The following is a 16,376-nucleotide window of genomic DNA, read 5'->3' on the forward strand; positions in this document are numbered from 1 at the left end:
GCACATGTTTCCAAGACCGATTCAGCAGCTTTCCGGGGGACGACAGGTCGCCTATCAGGTTTTCCTTCCGATAGCGCTTTTCATCTGGCTTATCCCCCTGCTTGCAGTGATGCTGTTTTCCATCAAGCCCGATGGTGATTTCGTCGCTGGCAACTTTTGGGGCATGCCATCCTCGTTCGAATTATTCACCAACTACGGCAAGGTCTTTTTTGAATCGGACATGCCGCGCTATCTGTTGAATTCAGTGCTGATTACGGTGCCAACGGTGATCGGGGCGATCGTTTTGTCGAGCATGACCGGCTTTGCGCTGGGCGTTTACAAATTCCGCGGCAACTTGCTGATCTTTTTCATGTTCATCGCAGGAAACTTCGTGCCATTCCAGATATTGATGGTCCCTGTGCGCGATCTGACTGTCAGCATGAACCTGTATGACACCAAGCTCGGGCTCGTTCTTTTTCACATTGCGTTTCAGACGGGGTTTTGCACCTTGTTCATGCGCAATTTTATCCGCGCCTTGCCTTTTCCATTGATCGAAAGCGCACGGGTCGAAGGAGTGGCCGAATGGCGCATTTTTCTGTTCGTCGTCCTGCCGTTGATGAAGCCGGCACTGGCTGCATTGGCGGTGCTGATTTTCACCTTTATCTGGAATGACTATTTCTGGGCAGTCGTCCTGACCCAAGGTCCGGATGCGCAACCCGTCACGGCCGGGATTACCAGCTTTAATTCCCAGTTCCGCGCGGCGTATCATTTGATGAGTGCAGGTTCGATCGTGGCAGCCTTGCCACCTGTGGCCATGTTCTTTCTGATGCAAAAACACTTTATCGCTGGCCTGACACTTGGCGCAGTGAAGTAGACGGACCGACATTTATGACGACACGGCTCACCGACGCAGGGGCAGATGCCACTGCAAGCACTGCCATGAAACAAGCGTCCTCAAGCGGTGCACCCGTACCGCATGTCTGGCGCATGGATGATGGCAGGCAGACCCTTGTCCTTGCATCCGTCAACGACCGGCTGGCACAAGTCGTTTATTGGGGCGCGACGCTCCCGGCGGATGAAAACCTGTACACGGTGATGGCCGCACATGTCATTGATGTCACGGGCGGCATGCTTGACGAGAACCCAGATTTGTCCATCTGTCCGGAAGCGATCCGCAGTTTTCCCGGACAGCCCGGCCTGATCGTGCGCGATACAGACGGCACACCGTTGTTGCCGAAGTTCTGTCTGGAAAGCGCGATACAGAACGGGACGCTGGAACTGGTCTATGCCGACAAGGAAAACGGGCTGACCCTGACTGCGTTGTTTTCGGTCGATACGCAATCGCACATGATCACCTGCCAGCACACGCTGGATGCGACCCGCCCCGTACATCTGCACTGGCTTTCGGCCCCTGTCCTGCCCGCACCGCAGCAATCGGATGAGATGATCGATGTATCTGGCCGCTGGTGTGGTGAATTCCAGCTGTCTCGCACTGCCTGGTCGGCCGGAATGCGCTATCGCGAAAATCGCACCGGTCGCACTGGTCACGAACATTTCCCCGGACTGTTGATCCCTTGCATTGGCACGACGAACACGCAGGGCGAATGTTACGGTTTTCACTACGGCTGGTCGGGTGGTCACAAGATGATCGCCGAAGAGCTTCAGGATGGCCGTCGGCAGATCCAGTTCGGACATGCCGCCCGTATGGAAACGGCACCGGCTACGCAGTTCAAGACAGCACCTCTTTACATCACGTATTCAGACACCGGCCTGAACGGTTGTGCCACGTCCTTCCAGCGCCATCTGCGTGACCGGATCGTTACTTGGCCCAAGCCAGGCAAGCCACGCCCCGTGCATTACAATTGCTGGGAAGCCGTCTATTTCGATCACAAACTGCCCGTTCTGAGAGAAATTGCAGACCGCGCCGCCGCGCTGGGGGCTGAACGTTTCGTGCTTGATGACGGATGGTTTGGCAACCGCGACGACGATACCAGATCCCTGTCCGATTGGGAGGTCGACCCGCGCAAATACCCGGACGGGCTGACACCGCTTGTCGAGCATGTCCACGCGCTGGGCATGACGTTTGGTATCTGGTTCGAGCCGGAGATGATTAACGAAGACAGCGATATTCACCGTGCACATCCTGATTGGGTTTTTGGATCGGAAGACCAGACACTAGGCCGTCAGCAAAAGGCGCTGAACATGGCGTTGCCCGCAGTGCGCGACTTTCTTTATGACCGAATGTCAAAGATCCTGCGCGAAACCGACATCGATTATATTAAGTGGGACCATAACCGGGTCTTGCCCATGCCGGATGCCGCACAGACCCGGGGGTCATATGCGCTGATTGACCGGCTTCGCGCCGATTTTCCCCATGTTGAGATCGAAAGCTGCGCCTCTGGTGGCGGACGGATCGACTTTGGCATCATGGCGCGTACGCAACGTGTCTGGCTGTCGGATAGCAATGATGCACTCGAGCGTCTGCGCATCCAGCACGATGCCGCCCTGTTCCTGCCGCTTGCTGTGACCGGATCGCACGTTGGTCCGCGTATCTGTCACACCTCGGGCCGGGTCCTTGATATCTCGTTTCGTGCTTGGGTCGCAGCCCAGCGTCATATGGGGTTCGAGATGGATCCGCGTGAATTGACTGACTATGAAGCGCGCGTGCTGACCGAAATCACGAGCTGGTGGAAGCACCACCGGCACTGGATGTATCAGGCGGATATCCTGCGACTGGACAGTGCCGACCCAGCTGTCATCGCCGAGCAGCAGCTTGCTCGCGACGGAAGCCGCTTTGTCGTGTTCGCCGGCAAGGCAGCGACGTCCGCACAGATTGCACCGCGCCCTTTGCGCCTGACGGAACTTGATCCCAATGCCACCTATCGCATCAGTCTTGCGAACCGGGAAACCGCATCGCATCTGTCGCGCGGCACAACTGCATTGAAGACACAAGCGCTTGACCTGTCGGGTTCGTATCTGATGCGCACCGGTGTAACACTGCCATGGTCGTTCCCCGAACGGATGTGGGTCATCGAGGGTGAGCGCCTATGACCCCGGATTGGATCGCCGCAGACTGGGGCACCACGAACCTGCGGGTCTGGGCGATGTCGCAAAGTGGCTCTGTTCTTGCGGCGGCGAAATCTGACGACGGGATGGGCAAGCTTTCAAAGGATGGTTTCGAACCAGCGCTGCTGGCGTTGGTGGACGGTTGGATCAGCGAAACGACGACGGTGATTGCCTGTGGCATGGTCGGCAGCCGTCAGGGATGGACCGAAGCGCCTTATGCAACCGTCCCCTGTGCTGCGACGCCCGATCGGTTTGCTGCAGCCCCGACGACGCATGCGAACCTGTCTGTAAATATCATTCCCGGCCTGCGCCAGAACAGTCCGGCAGACGTCATGCGCGGCGAAGAAACCCAGATCGCAGGTTTTCTTGCGCTTAATCCCAAATGGGATGGCGTCATCTGCCTGCCCGGCACCCACACGAAATGGGCCCATGTCAGCGCTGGTGAGGTCGTTAGTTTCCAGACATCCATGACCGGCGATCTGTTTGCGGCGATTTCTGAACACACGGTGTTGAAACACTCAATCGGCAGCGGCTGGGACGAAGAAGGGTTCGCGCAGGGACTTGACGATGTGATCTCCAAGCCCGAGAAGCTTGCCGCACGTCTTTTTTCGCTCCGTGCTGAGGGTCTTTTGCACGGGCTGGCGAATGAAACCGCCCGTGCACGTCTGTCCGGTTTATTGATCGGGGCAGAATTGGCCGCAACCAAACCCTATTGGCTGGGTCAGCAGGTCGCCGTAGTGGGCGCAAGCACGCTTTCAAAACGCTATGTTGATGCCTTGGCCACACAAGGCGTCCACGCCACCCAGGCAGATGGAGACCGCGCCACGCTGGCAGGTCTGACCGCTGCCTATCGCCGCTTCAGGGAGTTATAGATGTCTCGACCATTGATCGCGATCCTCCGGGGCGTGACCCCGCCAGAAGCCACTGACATCTGCGCTGCAATCCTTGAGGCGGGTATCAACCGCATCGAGGTGCCGCTGAATTCCCCCGACCCCTTCGACAGCATCAAGGCAATGGCCGCAGCCTACGGTGATCGCGCGCTGATCGGTGCTGGCACCGTCCTATCGACAGATGATGTGGGCCGTGTTGCACAGGCCGGTGGCAAACTGGTTGTCTCGCCGAACTGCGATCAGCGGGTGATTGTGGCGACCAAGACCGCCGGCATGCAAAGCTGGCCCGGCGTGATGACCCCGACAGAATGCTTTGCCGCACTCAAGGCGGGCGCAGATGGGCTGAAGATATTTCCTGCGAGCATCCCTGGACCTGATGGCGTCAAATCGATGCGTGCCGTACTGCCACCCGGAACCCTGGTTTATGCAGTTGGAGGGGCAGGTCCTGAGAATTTTGCGCAGTGGATCGCGGCAAGTGCTGACGGATTCGGGATCGGTTCCGCCATTTACAAACCCGGCGATCGTCCTGAGGACGTATCGCGCAAGGCAAAGGCGATTGTCGCCGCTTATGATCAGGCAGTGCAATGATATTTGACGCAACGATCTGTGCGCTTGGCGAGGGACCGCTTTGGCATCCCCTTCGCAAAGAGCTGTTCTGGTTTGATATTCTTGGCAAACGGCTGCACTGCGCAAACCGGCACTGGCAGTGCGACGACTATGTCTCTGCCGCTGGTTGGGTCGATGGAGATACCTTGCTTGTGGCATCAGCCACAGCGCTGTCGCGGTTTGATCTTAGCAGCGGTGCCATGACGCCTGTTTGTCCACTCGAAGCCGAAAATCCGGTCACCCGGTCCAATGATGGACGCGCCGACCCGCAGGGTGGTTTCTGGATCGGCACCATGGGGATCGACGCCGAGGAAAACGCAGGAGCAATTTATCGCTTTTGCAAGGGTGAGCTGCGCCAGTTATTTGCGCCGATCACCATTAGCAACGCGATTTGCTTCGCACCTGATGGCCGGGCGGCCTATTTCACCGATACACCCACGCAGCAGATCATGCGCGTCGCGTTGGACCCGGACGGCTGGCCGGACGGCGACGCCCAGTTGCATATTGATTTGACCGGCACTGATTTCCGCCCCGATGGGGCCGTCGTCGATGCCGATGGCAATCTCTGGAATGCACAGTGGGGCGCGGGGCGTATCGCGGGCTATGCGCCGGATGGGAGCTTCATCGAAGCTTTCAGCTTTCCGGCTGATCAGACGACTTGCCCGGCCTTTGGTGGCCCTGATCTGACAACGCTTTATTGCACCTCAGCCGCTAATGGCGTCGACGGGCCGGATCAGGGCAAGACCTTTGTCGTCGAAACCAAGTACACAGGTCAGGCAGAACATCGCGTGATCTTGTAGCCTTTCGCACGCGGTCTGACCTTCAGCAGAAGTGATTGAAACAGATATGAAACGAACTCTTGGCGTCTGCTATTATCCTGAACATTGGCTAGAAACCCAATGGGCAGACGACGCTGCGCGCATGATTGAGGCTGGTCTGACATGGGTGCGTATCGGCGAATTTGCGTGGCAACGCATCGAACCGAGCCGTGGTCAATTTGCTTGGGACTGGCTTGACCGCGCTGTTCAAACGCTTGGCGCTGCAGGGCTGAAGATCATCATGGGCACGCCAACCGCGACACCGCCGCGATGGCTGGTCGATGAAATGCCTGACATGCTGCCTGTCGATACCGACGGGAGGGTGCGCAAATTTGGATCACGTCGTCATTACGATTTCAGTCATCAGGGCTATCGCACTGAATGTCGCCGTATCGCGGGTGCGATGGGTGAACGCTATGGGAAGAATCCGCACATCGCCGCTTGGCAGATCGACAATGAATACGATTGCCATGATACGACGCTGTCCTATTCCGAAGCCGCACGGGCCGGTTTTCAGGATTGGTGCGCCCAGCGCTATCAATCGACCGACGCGCTGAACCGCGCGTGGGGGAATGTGTTCTGGTCAATGGACTATGACCGCTTCGATCAGATCGAATTGCCAAACCTGACGGTGACAGAACCCAACCCCGCGCATGTGCTGGCCTTTCGGCGTTATGCCAGTGATCAGGTGGTCGCCTTCAACAGAATTCAGGCGGATGTGCTGCGCAAGTACACCGATGCCCCGCTTGTTCACAATTACATGGGACGGATCACGACCTTTGATCACTGGGCTGTCGGTGCAGATCTGGATATCGCGTCATGGGACAGTTATCCGATCGGATTTTTGTCGGACCGCATTGAAGGAACGCCAGCGGAAAAGCAGCGCTTCTTACGGCAAGGTCATCCTGACAATCAGGCTTTCCACCATGACCTTTACCGCGCTGTCGGCAAAGGGCGGATGTGGGTGATGGAACAGCAACCCGGACCGGTAAACTGGGCACCCTACAACCCAGCCCCCCTGCCCGGAATGGCACGTCTGTGGGCGTGGGAGGCATTTGCCCATGGTGCCGAAACCGTTTGCTATTTCCGCTGGCGGCAGGCCCCGTTTGCGCAAGAGCAGATGCACGCAGGTCTTTTGCGTCCTGACAGCGCCGACGCACCCGCCCTTGCCGAGGCACGTCAGGTCGCGACCGAATTGCTGGATCTGCCGGATGTTGAAGCGGCAGCATCGCCCGTTGCATTGATCTTTGACTACGAAAGCGCCTGGGCGTGGGACACGCAGCCACAAGGTGCTGATTTCGACATGTTCCGCCTCGCTTTCGCCGCTTATCGCGCACTGCGCAGGGCCGGTCTTTCCATTGATATCCTGCCCCCCGATGTGTCCGACCTTGGCGGCTACAAGCTGGTGTTGGCCCCCGGGCTGATGCGGTTGAGCGATCCGGTGCGTGCCGCACTTTCCACGTTCGAGGGCACAGCCTTGATCGGCCCGCGGACGGATACGAAAACGGATGAACTTTCGATCCCGACGCCTATGGGTCCGAACCTGCCGGACGTTGATATTACCGCTGCGCTGACCGAAAGCATCCCACCAACAGACGAGATCGCCTTGCAGGATGGTGGCCGATTTCTGCACTGGTTCGAGCATCTGGAAGGCAAGGCTGAGGTATTCCGCCGCACCCAAGCCGGCTTTCCCGCCATCATGGGTAACGTTCATCTACGCTATCTTGGCGGTTGGCCCGATGATGAAACCTTTGATCAGATTATTCGTGCGCTTTGCGACGAAGCGGGTATCACAACGCATGACCTTCCTGATGGGCTGCGCGTCAGGGACACAGGCACCCATCGCTTTGTTTTCAACTACGCGCCCGAACCACTAACGTGGCGGGGTGCGACGATCCCCCCTGCGGGTGTGCATTGGGAACCCCTTGGGTGATATTCGGGACGACCAGCACAGGTGATGACGTCGCCCAACTGACCATCGCGTCAGGCGACCTGACTGTTTCGTTGCTGACATGGGGGGCCATTGTACAGGACGTGCGTCTTGCAGGTATTGACCGGTCGCTGACGCTGGGCTCAGACAGCATCGCGGATTATGAGAGCGACATGCGCCATCATGGGAGCCTGATCGGACCCATCGCCAACCGCATCAGCACCGCACGGGTGTTGATCGACGGGATGATGTATGAACTTGAACGCAATCAGGATGGGGCGATCCATCTTCATTCCGGCGCGCAAGCCACGCACCGCCGTAACTGGGAAGTGCTTGCGTCCAGCCCGACAGAAGTGACTTTGCGCTGCATTCTGATCGACGGCGCATGCGGTCTGCCCGGCAATCGCGAGATTACTGCGACTTTCGCAGTTTCCAAGCCTGCCACCTTGACCTTGACGGTAACTGGGAAAACGGATGCGCCAACGCTCATGAATTTTGCCAATCACAGCTATTGGAACTTTGATGGGACCGATACCTGGGACGGACACCGCCTGCAAATCCATGCCGACAGTTTTCTGCCGGCCACGCCGCAAAACTACCCAACGGGAGAGATCGCAGATGTCGAGGATACTGCGATGGATTTTCGGCAGTTGCGCCAAATCAGCCCTGAAAACCCGCCGCTTGATAACAATTTCTGCTTGTCTGGCTCGCGCGGTCCCGTTCGCGATGTGCTGACACTCCAAGGTAGCAGTGGTGTTGGCATGACGGTCGCGACCGATCAGCCCGGCATTCAGATCTATGATGGCCGCGATGCCATGCGGCCCGCGCGCGCGAACTATGAAGGACTTGCAATCGAGGCGCAGGGCTGGCCCGACGCGCCCAACAACCCGACCTTCCCATCAATCCGCGTGACGCCGGATACGCCCTATCAGCAAACGACCCGTTTCTCGTTTTACAAAAGTGCAAAGCCCCCTACACCAAACGCATGACCAACCCACTATTTGACGCCCTGTTCGCCCCGCACGTCACGAATGACGCGCCGTTCCTGCACCTCGCCGACGGATCGACGCAGAGCTATCGTGCGTTCATGGAGCAAGTCGCCCGGTTTGCTGGCATGATTGTGGAAAAGGGGCTGGGTGTCGGGGATCGGCTTGCCCTGCGCGCTGAGAAATCACCTGCCGCGCTTGCCGTTTATGCAGCGTGCATGCAGCGCGGTGTGATCTTCTTACCGCTCAATCCTGCCTATACCACGGACGAGTTGCGCTATTTCGTCGAAGACAGCGGCGCGAAGCTTTTTGTCAGCGATGACCCGGCAGCGCATGCCGGACTTGCCCCGCAGGTCATCGCCCTGAACGCGGATCACGCAACACCCTGCACCGAGGTAGCAGCGCGCTTGCCGGATGATCTGGCCGCGTTTCTTTATACCTCTGGAACGACAGGGCGGTCCAAGGGGGCGATGCTGACACAGGACAACCTGCTGTCGAATGCCCGTGTGCTGACGGACTATTGGCAGTTCACACAGGACGACGTGTTGTTGCACGCGCTTCCGATCTTTCACACGCACGGCCTGTTTGTCGCGACGAACATCACACTGCTGACCGGCGGGTCCATGATTTTCTTGCCGAAGTTTGACATAGACCAGATGATTGCCCATCTGCCGCGGGCGACAAGTATGATGGGCGTGCCGACATTCTACACCCGCCTTCTGCAGGACGCCCGTTTTGACCACGCGCTCACGAAACACATGCGGTTGTTCATTTCAGGATCTGCCCCAATGCTGGCAGAAACCCATTCACGTATGAAAAAGCGAACCGGGCATCGGGTGCTTGAACGCTATGGCATGACCGAAACGAATATGTCGACATCCAACCCATATGACGGTGAGCGTCGGGCAGGGACCGTCGGCCTGCCCCTGCCCGGCGTAGAGCTGAAAATCTGCGACCCGCAAACCGGTGAGGTGCTGCCGACAGGTAACATCGGCGTTATTGAGGTGCGTGGCCCCAACGTGTTCAAGGGCTATTGGCAGATGCCTGACAAAACCGCACAGGAGCTGCGATCGGACGGTTTCTTTATCACTGGTGACCTCGGCTTTGTTGACGCAGACGGATACGTCACCATTGTCGGACGCGGCAAGGATCTGATCATTTCCGGCGGGTTCAATATCTATCCCAAAGAGGTGGAACAGGTCATTGACGACCAGCCCGGTATCTTGGAAAGCGCTGTAATCGGTGTTTCGCATGCCGATCTGGGTGAAGGCGTCGTGGCCATCGTCGTGGCCGATGGCCCGCTTGATCTGGATGACCTGCGTGCCGTGATCGCTGCCAAGCTTGCGCGGTTCAAACAACCGCGCAAGATCATCCTTGTTCACGCGCTACCGCGTAACACGATGGGCAAAGTGCAAAAGAATGTGCTGCGCGATACCTACGCTGACGTATTTCTTTCCTAGCTCCCCCGATATGTCGAAAAACTGAAAGGCAAGACCAGCAAAGGCAGGTGATAGTGGTTGCCCTTGTCGGAAATACCAAAGCGGATCGGAATTTTGTCAGGAAATCTCGGACTGCCTGAAAACGTGCTGTTCTAGTCAAACCACGCAACCGCGTAGAACAGCAATTCGTATTTACCGACGCCGAAGTCACCGACCGGCGGAATGGGTTCATCCATGCGCCCGTCCCAATTGGTCCATTTTGTCGCAAGATGGGTCCAGGCATCGCCTTCGATCCGGTTGAGATCTATCTTCATGTCAACCGCCGGGATGCCGCGCACGGGGTCCACGACATGTGTCGTCAGAAATCCATCAGTCATTGGCCCGCCCCCTTCTTTTAGTCGTCCACAGGAAGCGGCAGCCGGTCGCAGTAGTCGAGAGGAACGGCCTGTAAACCGCTGATAAGAGAAGGCTCTTAGAGCGTTGATTTTACTGGGCGCGCCTTGCTGTCGCACCTTACTTTGCAGGTGCAGAATCCAGCCTATATTTGGATCAAGCAATGAATCGCCCCAAAGGAGGCGTTATCAGATGGAAACCCTGTTACTTTCGCGCATTCAGTTCGCGGCCAATATTTCGTTTCATATTCTTTTCCCAACGATCACGATCGCCTTGGGATGGTTGCTTTTCTACTTCCGCATCCGCTACAACCGGTCGGGTGAAGCGCGCTGGATGGAAGCCTATCAGTTTTGGGTCAAGATCTTTGCGCTTTCCTTTGCAATGGGCGTTGTGTCCGGCATCACCATGTCCTTTCAGTTCGGGACAAACTGGCCCGGTTTCATGGAAACCGTCGGGAATATTGCAGGGCCTCTTCTGGCTTATGAAATCATGACTGCCTTCTTCCTTGAGGCCGTATTCCTTGGAATCATGCTATTTGGCTTTTCCAAGGTGCCGCGCTGGCTCCATACCGGTGCCACCTTTCTAGTGGCGTTCGGAACCCTGATGTCGACGTTCTGGATCATCGTACTGAACTCTTGGATGCATACACCGCAAGGCTTTGAAATGATTGACGGTGTCGCCTATGCGACCAACTGGTCCGAGATCATCTTTAACCCGTCCATGCCGTATCGTTTTGGACATATGGTGCTGGCGAGCTTCCTGACCTGCAGCTTCCTGATCGCCGGTGTCAGCGCATTCCGCTGGCTTATTGGCGGACGTACGGAAGGCGTGCGCGTCGCATTGCGTACGGGGGTCTTTGCCGCAGCCCTGTTAATCCCGGTGCAGATTTTCGTCGGTGACATGCATGGTCTGAACACCAAAGAGTACCAGCCTGCAAAGGTTGCGGCGATGGAAGGGCATTGGGAAACTAGCGGCAACGTTCCCTTGATCCTGTTTGCAATCCCGGACGATGAAGCGCGTGAAAACCGTTATGAGATCGGCATTCCGAACCTAGGGTCTTATATCCTGACCCATACTTGGGATGGTGAGATCAAAGGCTTGGACGCATTCGTGGCCGAGGACGGCACAGTCATGCACCCGCGTGTAGCCCCTGTCTTTTGGTCGTTTCGCGTGATGGTGGGCACTGGCATGGCGATGCTGCTGCTGAGTTGGACGGCCTCGTGGATGCTGTTGCGCCGAAACAAGGAAACCGGTGAACGCCGTGGTGTCGAAGGCCTGCCGAAAGTCATGCTGTTCGCCCTTGTCGGGATGAGCTTCAGCGGTTGGCTGGCAACGCTCGCCGGTTGGTACACAACCGAGATCGGCCGCCAGCCTTGGCTTGTTCAGGGCGTCATGACCACCAAGCAAGCGGTTGCTGACGTCCCCGCCCCGATGGTTCTGTCCACGCTGATCGCCTATCTTGTCGTATATGCGATCCTTCTTGGGGCCTATGTCGGGTGTATCTTCTACCTCGCCCGCCGCGCGGCCCATGGCAAGAAGATCGAACAGCGTGTGCCCGGCTCGGGTGCTGCCGAAGCCCGCGCGATACCGGCGGAGTAGCGGAAGATGGACACATTCGGAGATCCCGCTGTCTGGCTACCCTTCGTGTTTGCGTCGTTGATGGGCTTGTCGATCCTGATCTACGTCGTATTGGACGGGTTTGATCTGGGCGTTGGAGTGCTGTTTCCCTTCGCTAATGAAGACGAGAAGGACCGGATGATCGCATCAATCGGTCCTTTCTGGGATGCAAACGAAACTTGGTTGGTGCTTGCGATTGGCCTGTTGTTGGTCGCGTTTCCGACGGCGCATGGTGAAATCCTGACCTCGCTTTATCTGCCGGTTGCCTTGATGCTGATTGGCTTGATCCTGCGCGGTGTTGCGTTCGAGTTTCGGGTCAAGGCACCGGCGGCATACAAGACGCTGTGGAACAACGCGTTCTTTGTCGGGTCGCTTATCACGTCCCTATGCCAAGGCTTCATGCTTGGCATGTATGTTATGGGACTTGATTACACGTTGGGCCACGTTCTGTTCGCCATCGTGACGGCAGTCTTCCTGACAGTCGGTTACAGCTTTATCGGCGCGACATGGATCATTCACAAAACCGACGAACACTTGCAGCGCAAGGCAGTCGCTTGGGCGAAAGGTGGCATCTGGGGTCTGGTGTTGGGGATCGCTGCGATCTCGCTCGCTACGCCTTTCGTGAGTGCGCGGATTTTCGACAAATGGTTCACGTTCCCAGATGCGCTTTATCTCGCGCCGTTCCCGATTGCCTCGGGCATGTTGGTCGTATCGCTTTGGGTGATGTTGCGGCGCATGCCATTTGTTGATGACCGCAAATCCTGGCTGCCCTTTGCCGCTGCCACGGGGCTTTGGGTGACGGCGTTCAGTGGCATGGCTTACAGCTTTTACCCCTATGTCGTCCCTGAGAAGATCACGATCTACGAAGCGGCCAGCGCGCCTGAAAGCCTGTTCATCATCCTTATCGGCACGTGCATCGTTCTGCCAACAATCATCGGTTATACGGTGCTGGCCTATTACATCTTCCGGGGCAAGGCGACGGAACTGACCTACGATTAGACGTCCTCTGGCGTCCCCCATCCGCCGCCACCTGGCGTTTCCATCACGAAAACTCCACCTTCGGGCAACGCGACTTCCGCGTTTCCCGGAAGGGTTTCTTCACGCCCATCAGGAAAGATCACCCTGTCGACACCCTTTGCTCCCGGCGCGCCACCGGCACCGCCGAAAGGTGCCACCGAACGGCGCGAGCACAGCGTTGTAACCGTCACTGGTTTAAGGAACCGCATCCGGCGCACGGCACCGTTGCCACCGTTCCATTTGCCTGCCCCGCCTGACCCGCGCCGAATACCGAATTCTTCGAGTCGTACAGGAAAACGTTTTTCCAGAATTTCGGGGTCGGTCATGCGCGTGTTTGTCATGTGCGTCTGCACGGCATCGCATCCGGCAAAACCGGGGCCAGCGCCGGTGCCACCCGCAATCGTTTCGTAATTCTGGAAATCGGCATTGCCCCAGATGAAATTGTTCATTGTCGCCTGCGAACAGGCCATCCGGCCAAGCGCGCCATAAAGCGCATTGCACGCGGCTTGCGACACTTCGGTGTTTCCGGCAATGACGGCGGCGGGGTAGGTCGGGTTTAGGAACGACCCTTCGGGCACGATGATCGTGATAGGGCGCAAGCACCCTTCGTTCAGCGGGATATCGGACCCAACGAGAGTGCGAAACACGTAAAGGACAACCGCGCGGCATACAGCCAAAGGCGCGTTGTAGTTGCCAGCCTGTTGCGACGACGTTCCGGTGAAATCGACGGTTGCGGTATCACCATTGACAGTCACCGCAACGTTGATGATCGCGCCGTTATCCATGTCATAGCGAAAACTGCCGTTTCTTAGCCCGGTCAAAGCCCGTGCGACGCTGGCCGCTGCGTTGTCCTGCACATGTCCCATGTATGCCGTCACCACATCTGCGCCATATGCATCACAGACCTTCAGCAAGGCCTGTCGTCCGGTTTCATTGGCCGCGACCTGCGCCTTGAGATCAGCCATGTTCTGGTCGATGTTGCGGCATGGGTAGCGACCGGAAGCCAAGACCGCGCGAGCTTCGGCTTCGCGGAGCCGACCGGCTTTGACCAGTTGCACATTATCGATAAGCACGCCTTCCTGGTCGATGTGCGTACTGTCGGGTGGGCCTGACCCCGGTGTACGTCCCCCAATATCGGCATGATGGCCGCGCGAGCCAAGCCAGAAAGCCGGTTTTCCGTCTACGAAAACCGGTGTGACGACCGTTACATCCGGCAGATGCGTGCCGCCGTTGTATGGCGAATTCAGCATATAAGCATCGCCCTCAGCGACATCGGGGTTGAGCCGCATCACTGTCTTGATGCTCTCCGACATGGACCCGAGGTGCACCGGCACGTGCGGCGCATTCGCCACAAGATCGCCGGCCGCGTCGAAGATTGCGCATGAAAAATCAAGCCGTTCCTTGATGTTCACCGACCATGATGTGTTGGCGAGTGTTGCCCCCATCTGGTCAGCAACAGACATGAACAGGTTGCTCATTACCTCCAGCACCACCGGATCAGCCGTTGTCCCTTCTGCCGCAGGTCGCGCGGCGTCTCGCACCTGATCGAGGATAAGGTTGCCGTATCTATCCGTGCTCGCCCGCCAACCCGGTTTGACCACAGTCGTTCCCGTCGCTTCGATAATGACGGCCATACCCTCGATTCTTTGGCCCACACCGATGTCTTCCCGGCGATAGAATTCCAGCGTTGTGACTGCCCCACCATCACCGATGCGTCGCCCCATACTGAAAGGCTGTGGGTCTTGCGCCTGCGATACCGCCGGTAGTGCGTACTCGGGCGTGCCCCCGATGGCCTCTACACTGACCATCTCGAACAGGATTGCGCGTTCTGGTGACGTGAAGCCGAACCGCTGCTGGTGTGCATCCTCAAATGCGGCCTGCATTTCGCTAGCAGAACCGAAAGCCACCTCTAGCGGCTGATGAGAGCCGTCGTAACGCAAGTGCGCCCGCGCGAGAACGCGGATATCGCTGATGCCTTGCGCGGACACTTCCGCGCGGGCCGCGTCACCGAGTTCTGAAATGGCAGTTTTCGCCCGATCGACGTCGGCCAGTGGTACATCCAGCTGGGTTTCGCGCAGGGCTCGCACCTCTGCCAGACCCATCCCATAGGCCGATAGGACTCCAGCATAAGGATGGACGATTACCCGCTTCATCCCAAGCGCGTAAGCCACGTCACAGGCGTGCTGCCCCCCCGCTCCTCCGAAGCATTGCAACGTGTATCCGGTTACATCGTGGCCTCTCTGCACGCTTATCTTCTTGATGGCATTGGCCATATTGTCGACGGCAATGCGCAAGAATCCAATGGCCAGATCGGCCGGATCGCGGGCTGCTTCGCCGGTCTCATCCGCTACCAATTGCGCCATTTCGGCAAAACGTTCAGCGACAGCGTTCCGGTCAAGGGGCTGGTTCCCATCAGAGCCGAAGACCGTCGGGAAGTGTTCTGGTGCCAGATAGCCGAGATAGACGTTGCAATCAGTGACGGTTAGCGGGCCACCGCGCCGGTAACAGGCTGGTCCAGGGTCAGCACCGGCACTTTCCGGACCGACTTGCAATCGTCCGTCACGGAACATGCAGATTGATCCGCCACCGGCTGCAACCGTGTGAATATCCATCATTGGCGCACGCATCCGCACACCAGCAACCTCGGTTTCAAAGCTACGCTCGTACGTGCCGGCATAATGGCTGACGTCGGTCGAGGTACCACCCATATCAAATCCGATCAGCCGATCGAACCCGGCCTGCTCGCCGGTCTTGACCATCCCAACAATGCCGCCTGCCGGGCCGGACAACACGGCGTCCTTGCCCTGAAACATACGCGCATCAGTCAATCCGCCATTGGATTGCATGAAGAGCAGCCGTTCGCACACATGGCCAACGTCAAGTGCATCGGCCACCTGATCGACATAGCGGCGCAGGATTGGTGAGAGATAAGCATCGACAACCGTCGTATCCCCGCGCCCGACCAGTTTTGCCAGCTTGCTCACGCCATGGCTCGTCGAGATCTGGGTGAACCCGATATCGGCAGCGAGGGCTGCGACACAATCCTCATGCTCTGGGTTCAGGTAGGCATGAAGATAGGCAATCGCGACCGCCCGCAAGCCCTTGTCAAATGCCGCCTGAAGCACTGCGCGCGCGGTTTCCTCATCCAGCGGCGTGACTGTCTGCCCATCGGCATCCAGCCGTTCAGTGACTTCTGCGACATCCAGATAAAGCCGCTCTGGCCGAATGATTTCAAGATCGAATAGACGCGGTCGGTTCTGATAGCCGATCGTCAGTAAGTCCTTGAAACCCTTGGTTATCAACAAAAGAACGGGTTCGCCTTTACGTTCCAGCAAGGCGTTTGTCGCTACGGTTGTCCCCATTTTGACAGCGCGGATCGACCCCGCCTGTGGCGTGTCCGTGCCCATGAGCTCTTTAATGCCCTGCACCGCCGCATCACGATAGCGTTCGGGATTTTCGGACAAGAGCTTGTGCGTCAGGATTGTACCGTCTGGTGTCTGGGCAACGATGTCCGTGAATGTGCCGCCGCGGTCGATCCAGAATTCCCACTGTTTGGCTGCCATGTCCGCCCCCGTTCGTTCGATTTCTTCTAACGCATCGGGAAAGCTGCAGAAACCGTAAGAATCGGTTTGACA

Annotated in this window: 11 protein-coding genes and 1 pseudogene; 10 read left to right on the forward strand and 2 right to left on the reverse strand. The window is 57.7% G+C overall.

Features of this window, described 5'->3' with window-relative positions:
* Positions 1 to 4: 4 nt before the first annotated feature.
* From BMY44_RS11880 to BMY44_RS11915, 8 genes are all read left to right on the forward strand, one after another.
* Complete coding sequence (locus BMY44_RS11880) at positions 5 to 853, forward strand: carbohydrate ABC transporter permease (protein WP_089995016.1); 849 nt, start codon at positions 5 to 7, stop codon at positions 851 to 853.
* 113 nt (positions 854 to 966) lie between these two features.
* Complete coding sequence (locus tag BMY44_RS11885; RefSeq protein WP_207510579.1) at positions 967 to 3,030, forward strand: alpha-galactosidase; 2,064 nt, start codon at positions 967 to 969, stop codon at positions 3,028 to 3,030.
* On the forward strand, positions 3,027 to 3,917 hold the full coding sequence (locus tag BMY44_RS11890) for a 2-dehydro-3-deoxygalactonokinase (RefSeq protein WP_089995019.1): 891 nt from the start codon (positions 3,027 to 3,029) through the stop codon (positions 3,915 to 3,917). The genes BMY44_RS11885 and BMY44_RS11890 overlap by 4 nt, the downstream gene beginning before the upstream one ends.
* Positions 3,918 to 4,523 carry a 2-dehydro-3-deoxy-6-phosphogalactonate aldolase gene (locus BMY44_RS11895; RefSeq protein ID WP_089995022.1) on the forward strand — a complete coding sequence of 202 codons (606 nt, stop codon included), beginning with the start codon at positions 3,918 to 3,920 and terminating at the stop codon, positions 4,521 to 4,523.
* On the forward strand, positions 4,520 to 5,341 hold the full coding sequence (locus BMY44_RS11900) for an SMP-30/gluconolactonase/LRE family protein (protein ID WP_089995025.1): 822 nt from the start codon (positions 4,520 to 4,522) through the stop codon (positions 5,339 to 5,341). Before BMY44_RS11895 ends, BMY44_RS11900 begins: the two co-directional genes overlap by 4 nt.
* A gap of 46 nt (positions 5,342 to 5,387) precedes the next feature.
* Complete coding sequence (locus tag BMY44_RS11905) at positions 5,388 to 7,292, forward strand: beta-galactosidase (RefSeq protein WP_089995029.1); 1,905 nt, start codon at positions 5,388 to 5,390, stop codon at positions 7,290 to 7,292.
* Positions 7,289 to 8,278 (forward strand): aldose epimerase family protein, encoded by a 990-nt coding sequence (locus BMY44_RS11910; protein WP_089995032.1) that lies wholly within the window; start codon positions 7,289 to 7,291, stop codon positions 8,276 to 8,278. Before BMY44_RS11905 ends, BMY44_RS11910 begins: the two co-directional genes overlap by 4 nt.
* On the forward strand, positions 8,275 to 9,735 hold the full coding sequence (locus BMY44_RS11915) for a malonate--CoA ligase (RefSeq protein ID WP_089995034.1): 1,461 nt from the start codon (positions 8,275 to 8,277) through the stop codon (positions 9,733 to 9,735). Before BMY44_RS11910 ends, BMY44_RS11915 begins: the two co-directional genes overlap by 4 nt.
* On the opposite strand, the pseudogene uraH reads toward BMY44_RS11915, so the two are convergent.
* Positions 9,732 to 10,091: pseudogene (gene uraH, locus BMY44_RS11920) on the reverse strand (hydroxyisourate hydrolase). The gene BMY44_RS11915 and the pseudogene uraH overlap by 4 nt on opposite strands.
* 208 nt (positions 10,092 to 10,299) lie before the next feature.
* Between uraH and BMY44_RS11925 the strand changes: the two are divergent.
* Positions 10,300 to 11,706 carry a cytochrome ubiquinol oxidase subunit I gene (locus BMY44_RS11925; RefSeq protein ID WP_089995037.1) on the forward strand — a complete coding sequence of 469 codons (1,407 nt, stop codon included), beginning with the start codon at positions 10,300 to 10,302 and terminating at the stop codon, positions 11,704 to 11,706.
* A gap of 6 nt (positions 11,707 to 11,712) precedes the next feature.
* Positions 11,713 to 12,723: a cytochrome d ubiquinol oxidase subunit II gene (locus BMY44_RS11930; protein ID WP_089995040.1), complete on the forward strand. Its 1,011-nt coding sequence runs from the start codon at positions 11,713 to 11,715 to the stop codon at positions 12,721 to 12,723.
* On the opposite strand, the gene BMY44_RS11935 is transcribed toward BMY44_RS11930, so the two are convergent.
* Positions 12,720 to 16,304, reverse strand: a complete 3,585-nt coding sequence (locus BMY44_RS11935) for a hydantoinase B/oxoprolinase family protein (protein ID WP_089995043.1) — start codon at positions 16,302 to 16,304, stop codon at positions 12,720 to 12,722. The genes BMY44_RS11930 and BMY44_RS11935 overlap by 4 nt on opposite strands.
* Between the last annotated feature and the right edge of the window lie 72 nt (positions 16,305 to 16,376).

Origin of the sequence: Cognatiyoonia koreensis (assembly GCF_900109295.1) — a bacterium.
Classification (GTDB): Bacteria; Pseudomonadota; Alphaproteobacteria; order Rhodobacterales; family Rhodobacteraceae; genus Cognatiyoonia; species Cognatiyoonia koreensis.

Excerpts from the sequence above, each read along its gene's own strand:
- BMY44_RS11905 (WP_089995029.1), top strand. The coding sequence starts at position 5,388 with ATGAAACGAACTCTTGGCGTCTGCTATTATCCTGAACATTGGCTAGAA.
- BMY44_RS11925 (WP_089995037.1), top strand. The coding sequence starts at position 10,300 with ATGGAAACCCTGTTACTTTCGCGCATTCAGTTCGCGGCCAATATTTCG.
- BMY44_RS11900 (WP_089995025.1), top strand. The coding sequence starts at position 4,520 with ATGATATTTGACGCAACGATCTGTGCGCTTGGCGAGGGACCGCTTTGG.
- BMY44_RS11915 (WP_089995034.1), top strand. The coding sequence starts at position 8,275 with ATGACCAACCCACTATTTGACGCCCTGTTCGCCCCGCACGTCACGAAT.
- BMY44_RS11935 (WP_089995043.1), bottom strand. The coding sequence starts at position 16,304 with ATGGCAGCCAAACAGTGGGAATTCTGGATCGACCGCGGCGGCACATTC.
- BMY44_RS11885 (WP_207510579.1), top strand. The coding sequence starts at position 967 with ATGGATGATGGCAGGCAGACCCTTGTCCTTGCATCCGTCAACGACCGG.
- BMY44_RS11880 (WP_089995016.1), top strand. The coding sequence starts at position 5 with ATGTTTCCAAGACCGATTCAGCAGCTTTCCGGGGGACGACAGGTCGCC.
- BMY44_RS11930 (WP_089995040.1), top strand. The coding sequence starts at position 11,713 with ATGGACACATTCGGAGATCCCGCTGTCTGGCTACCCTTCGTGTTTGCG.
- BMY44_RS11895 (WP_089995022.1), top strand. The coding sequence starts at position 3,918 with ATGTCTCGACCATTGATCGCGATCCTCCGGGGCGTGACCCCGCCAGAA.
- BMY44_RS11890 (WP_089995019.1), top strand. The coding sequence starts at position 3,027 with ATGACCCCGGATTGGATCGCCGCAGACTGGGGCACCACGAACCTGCGG.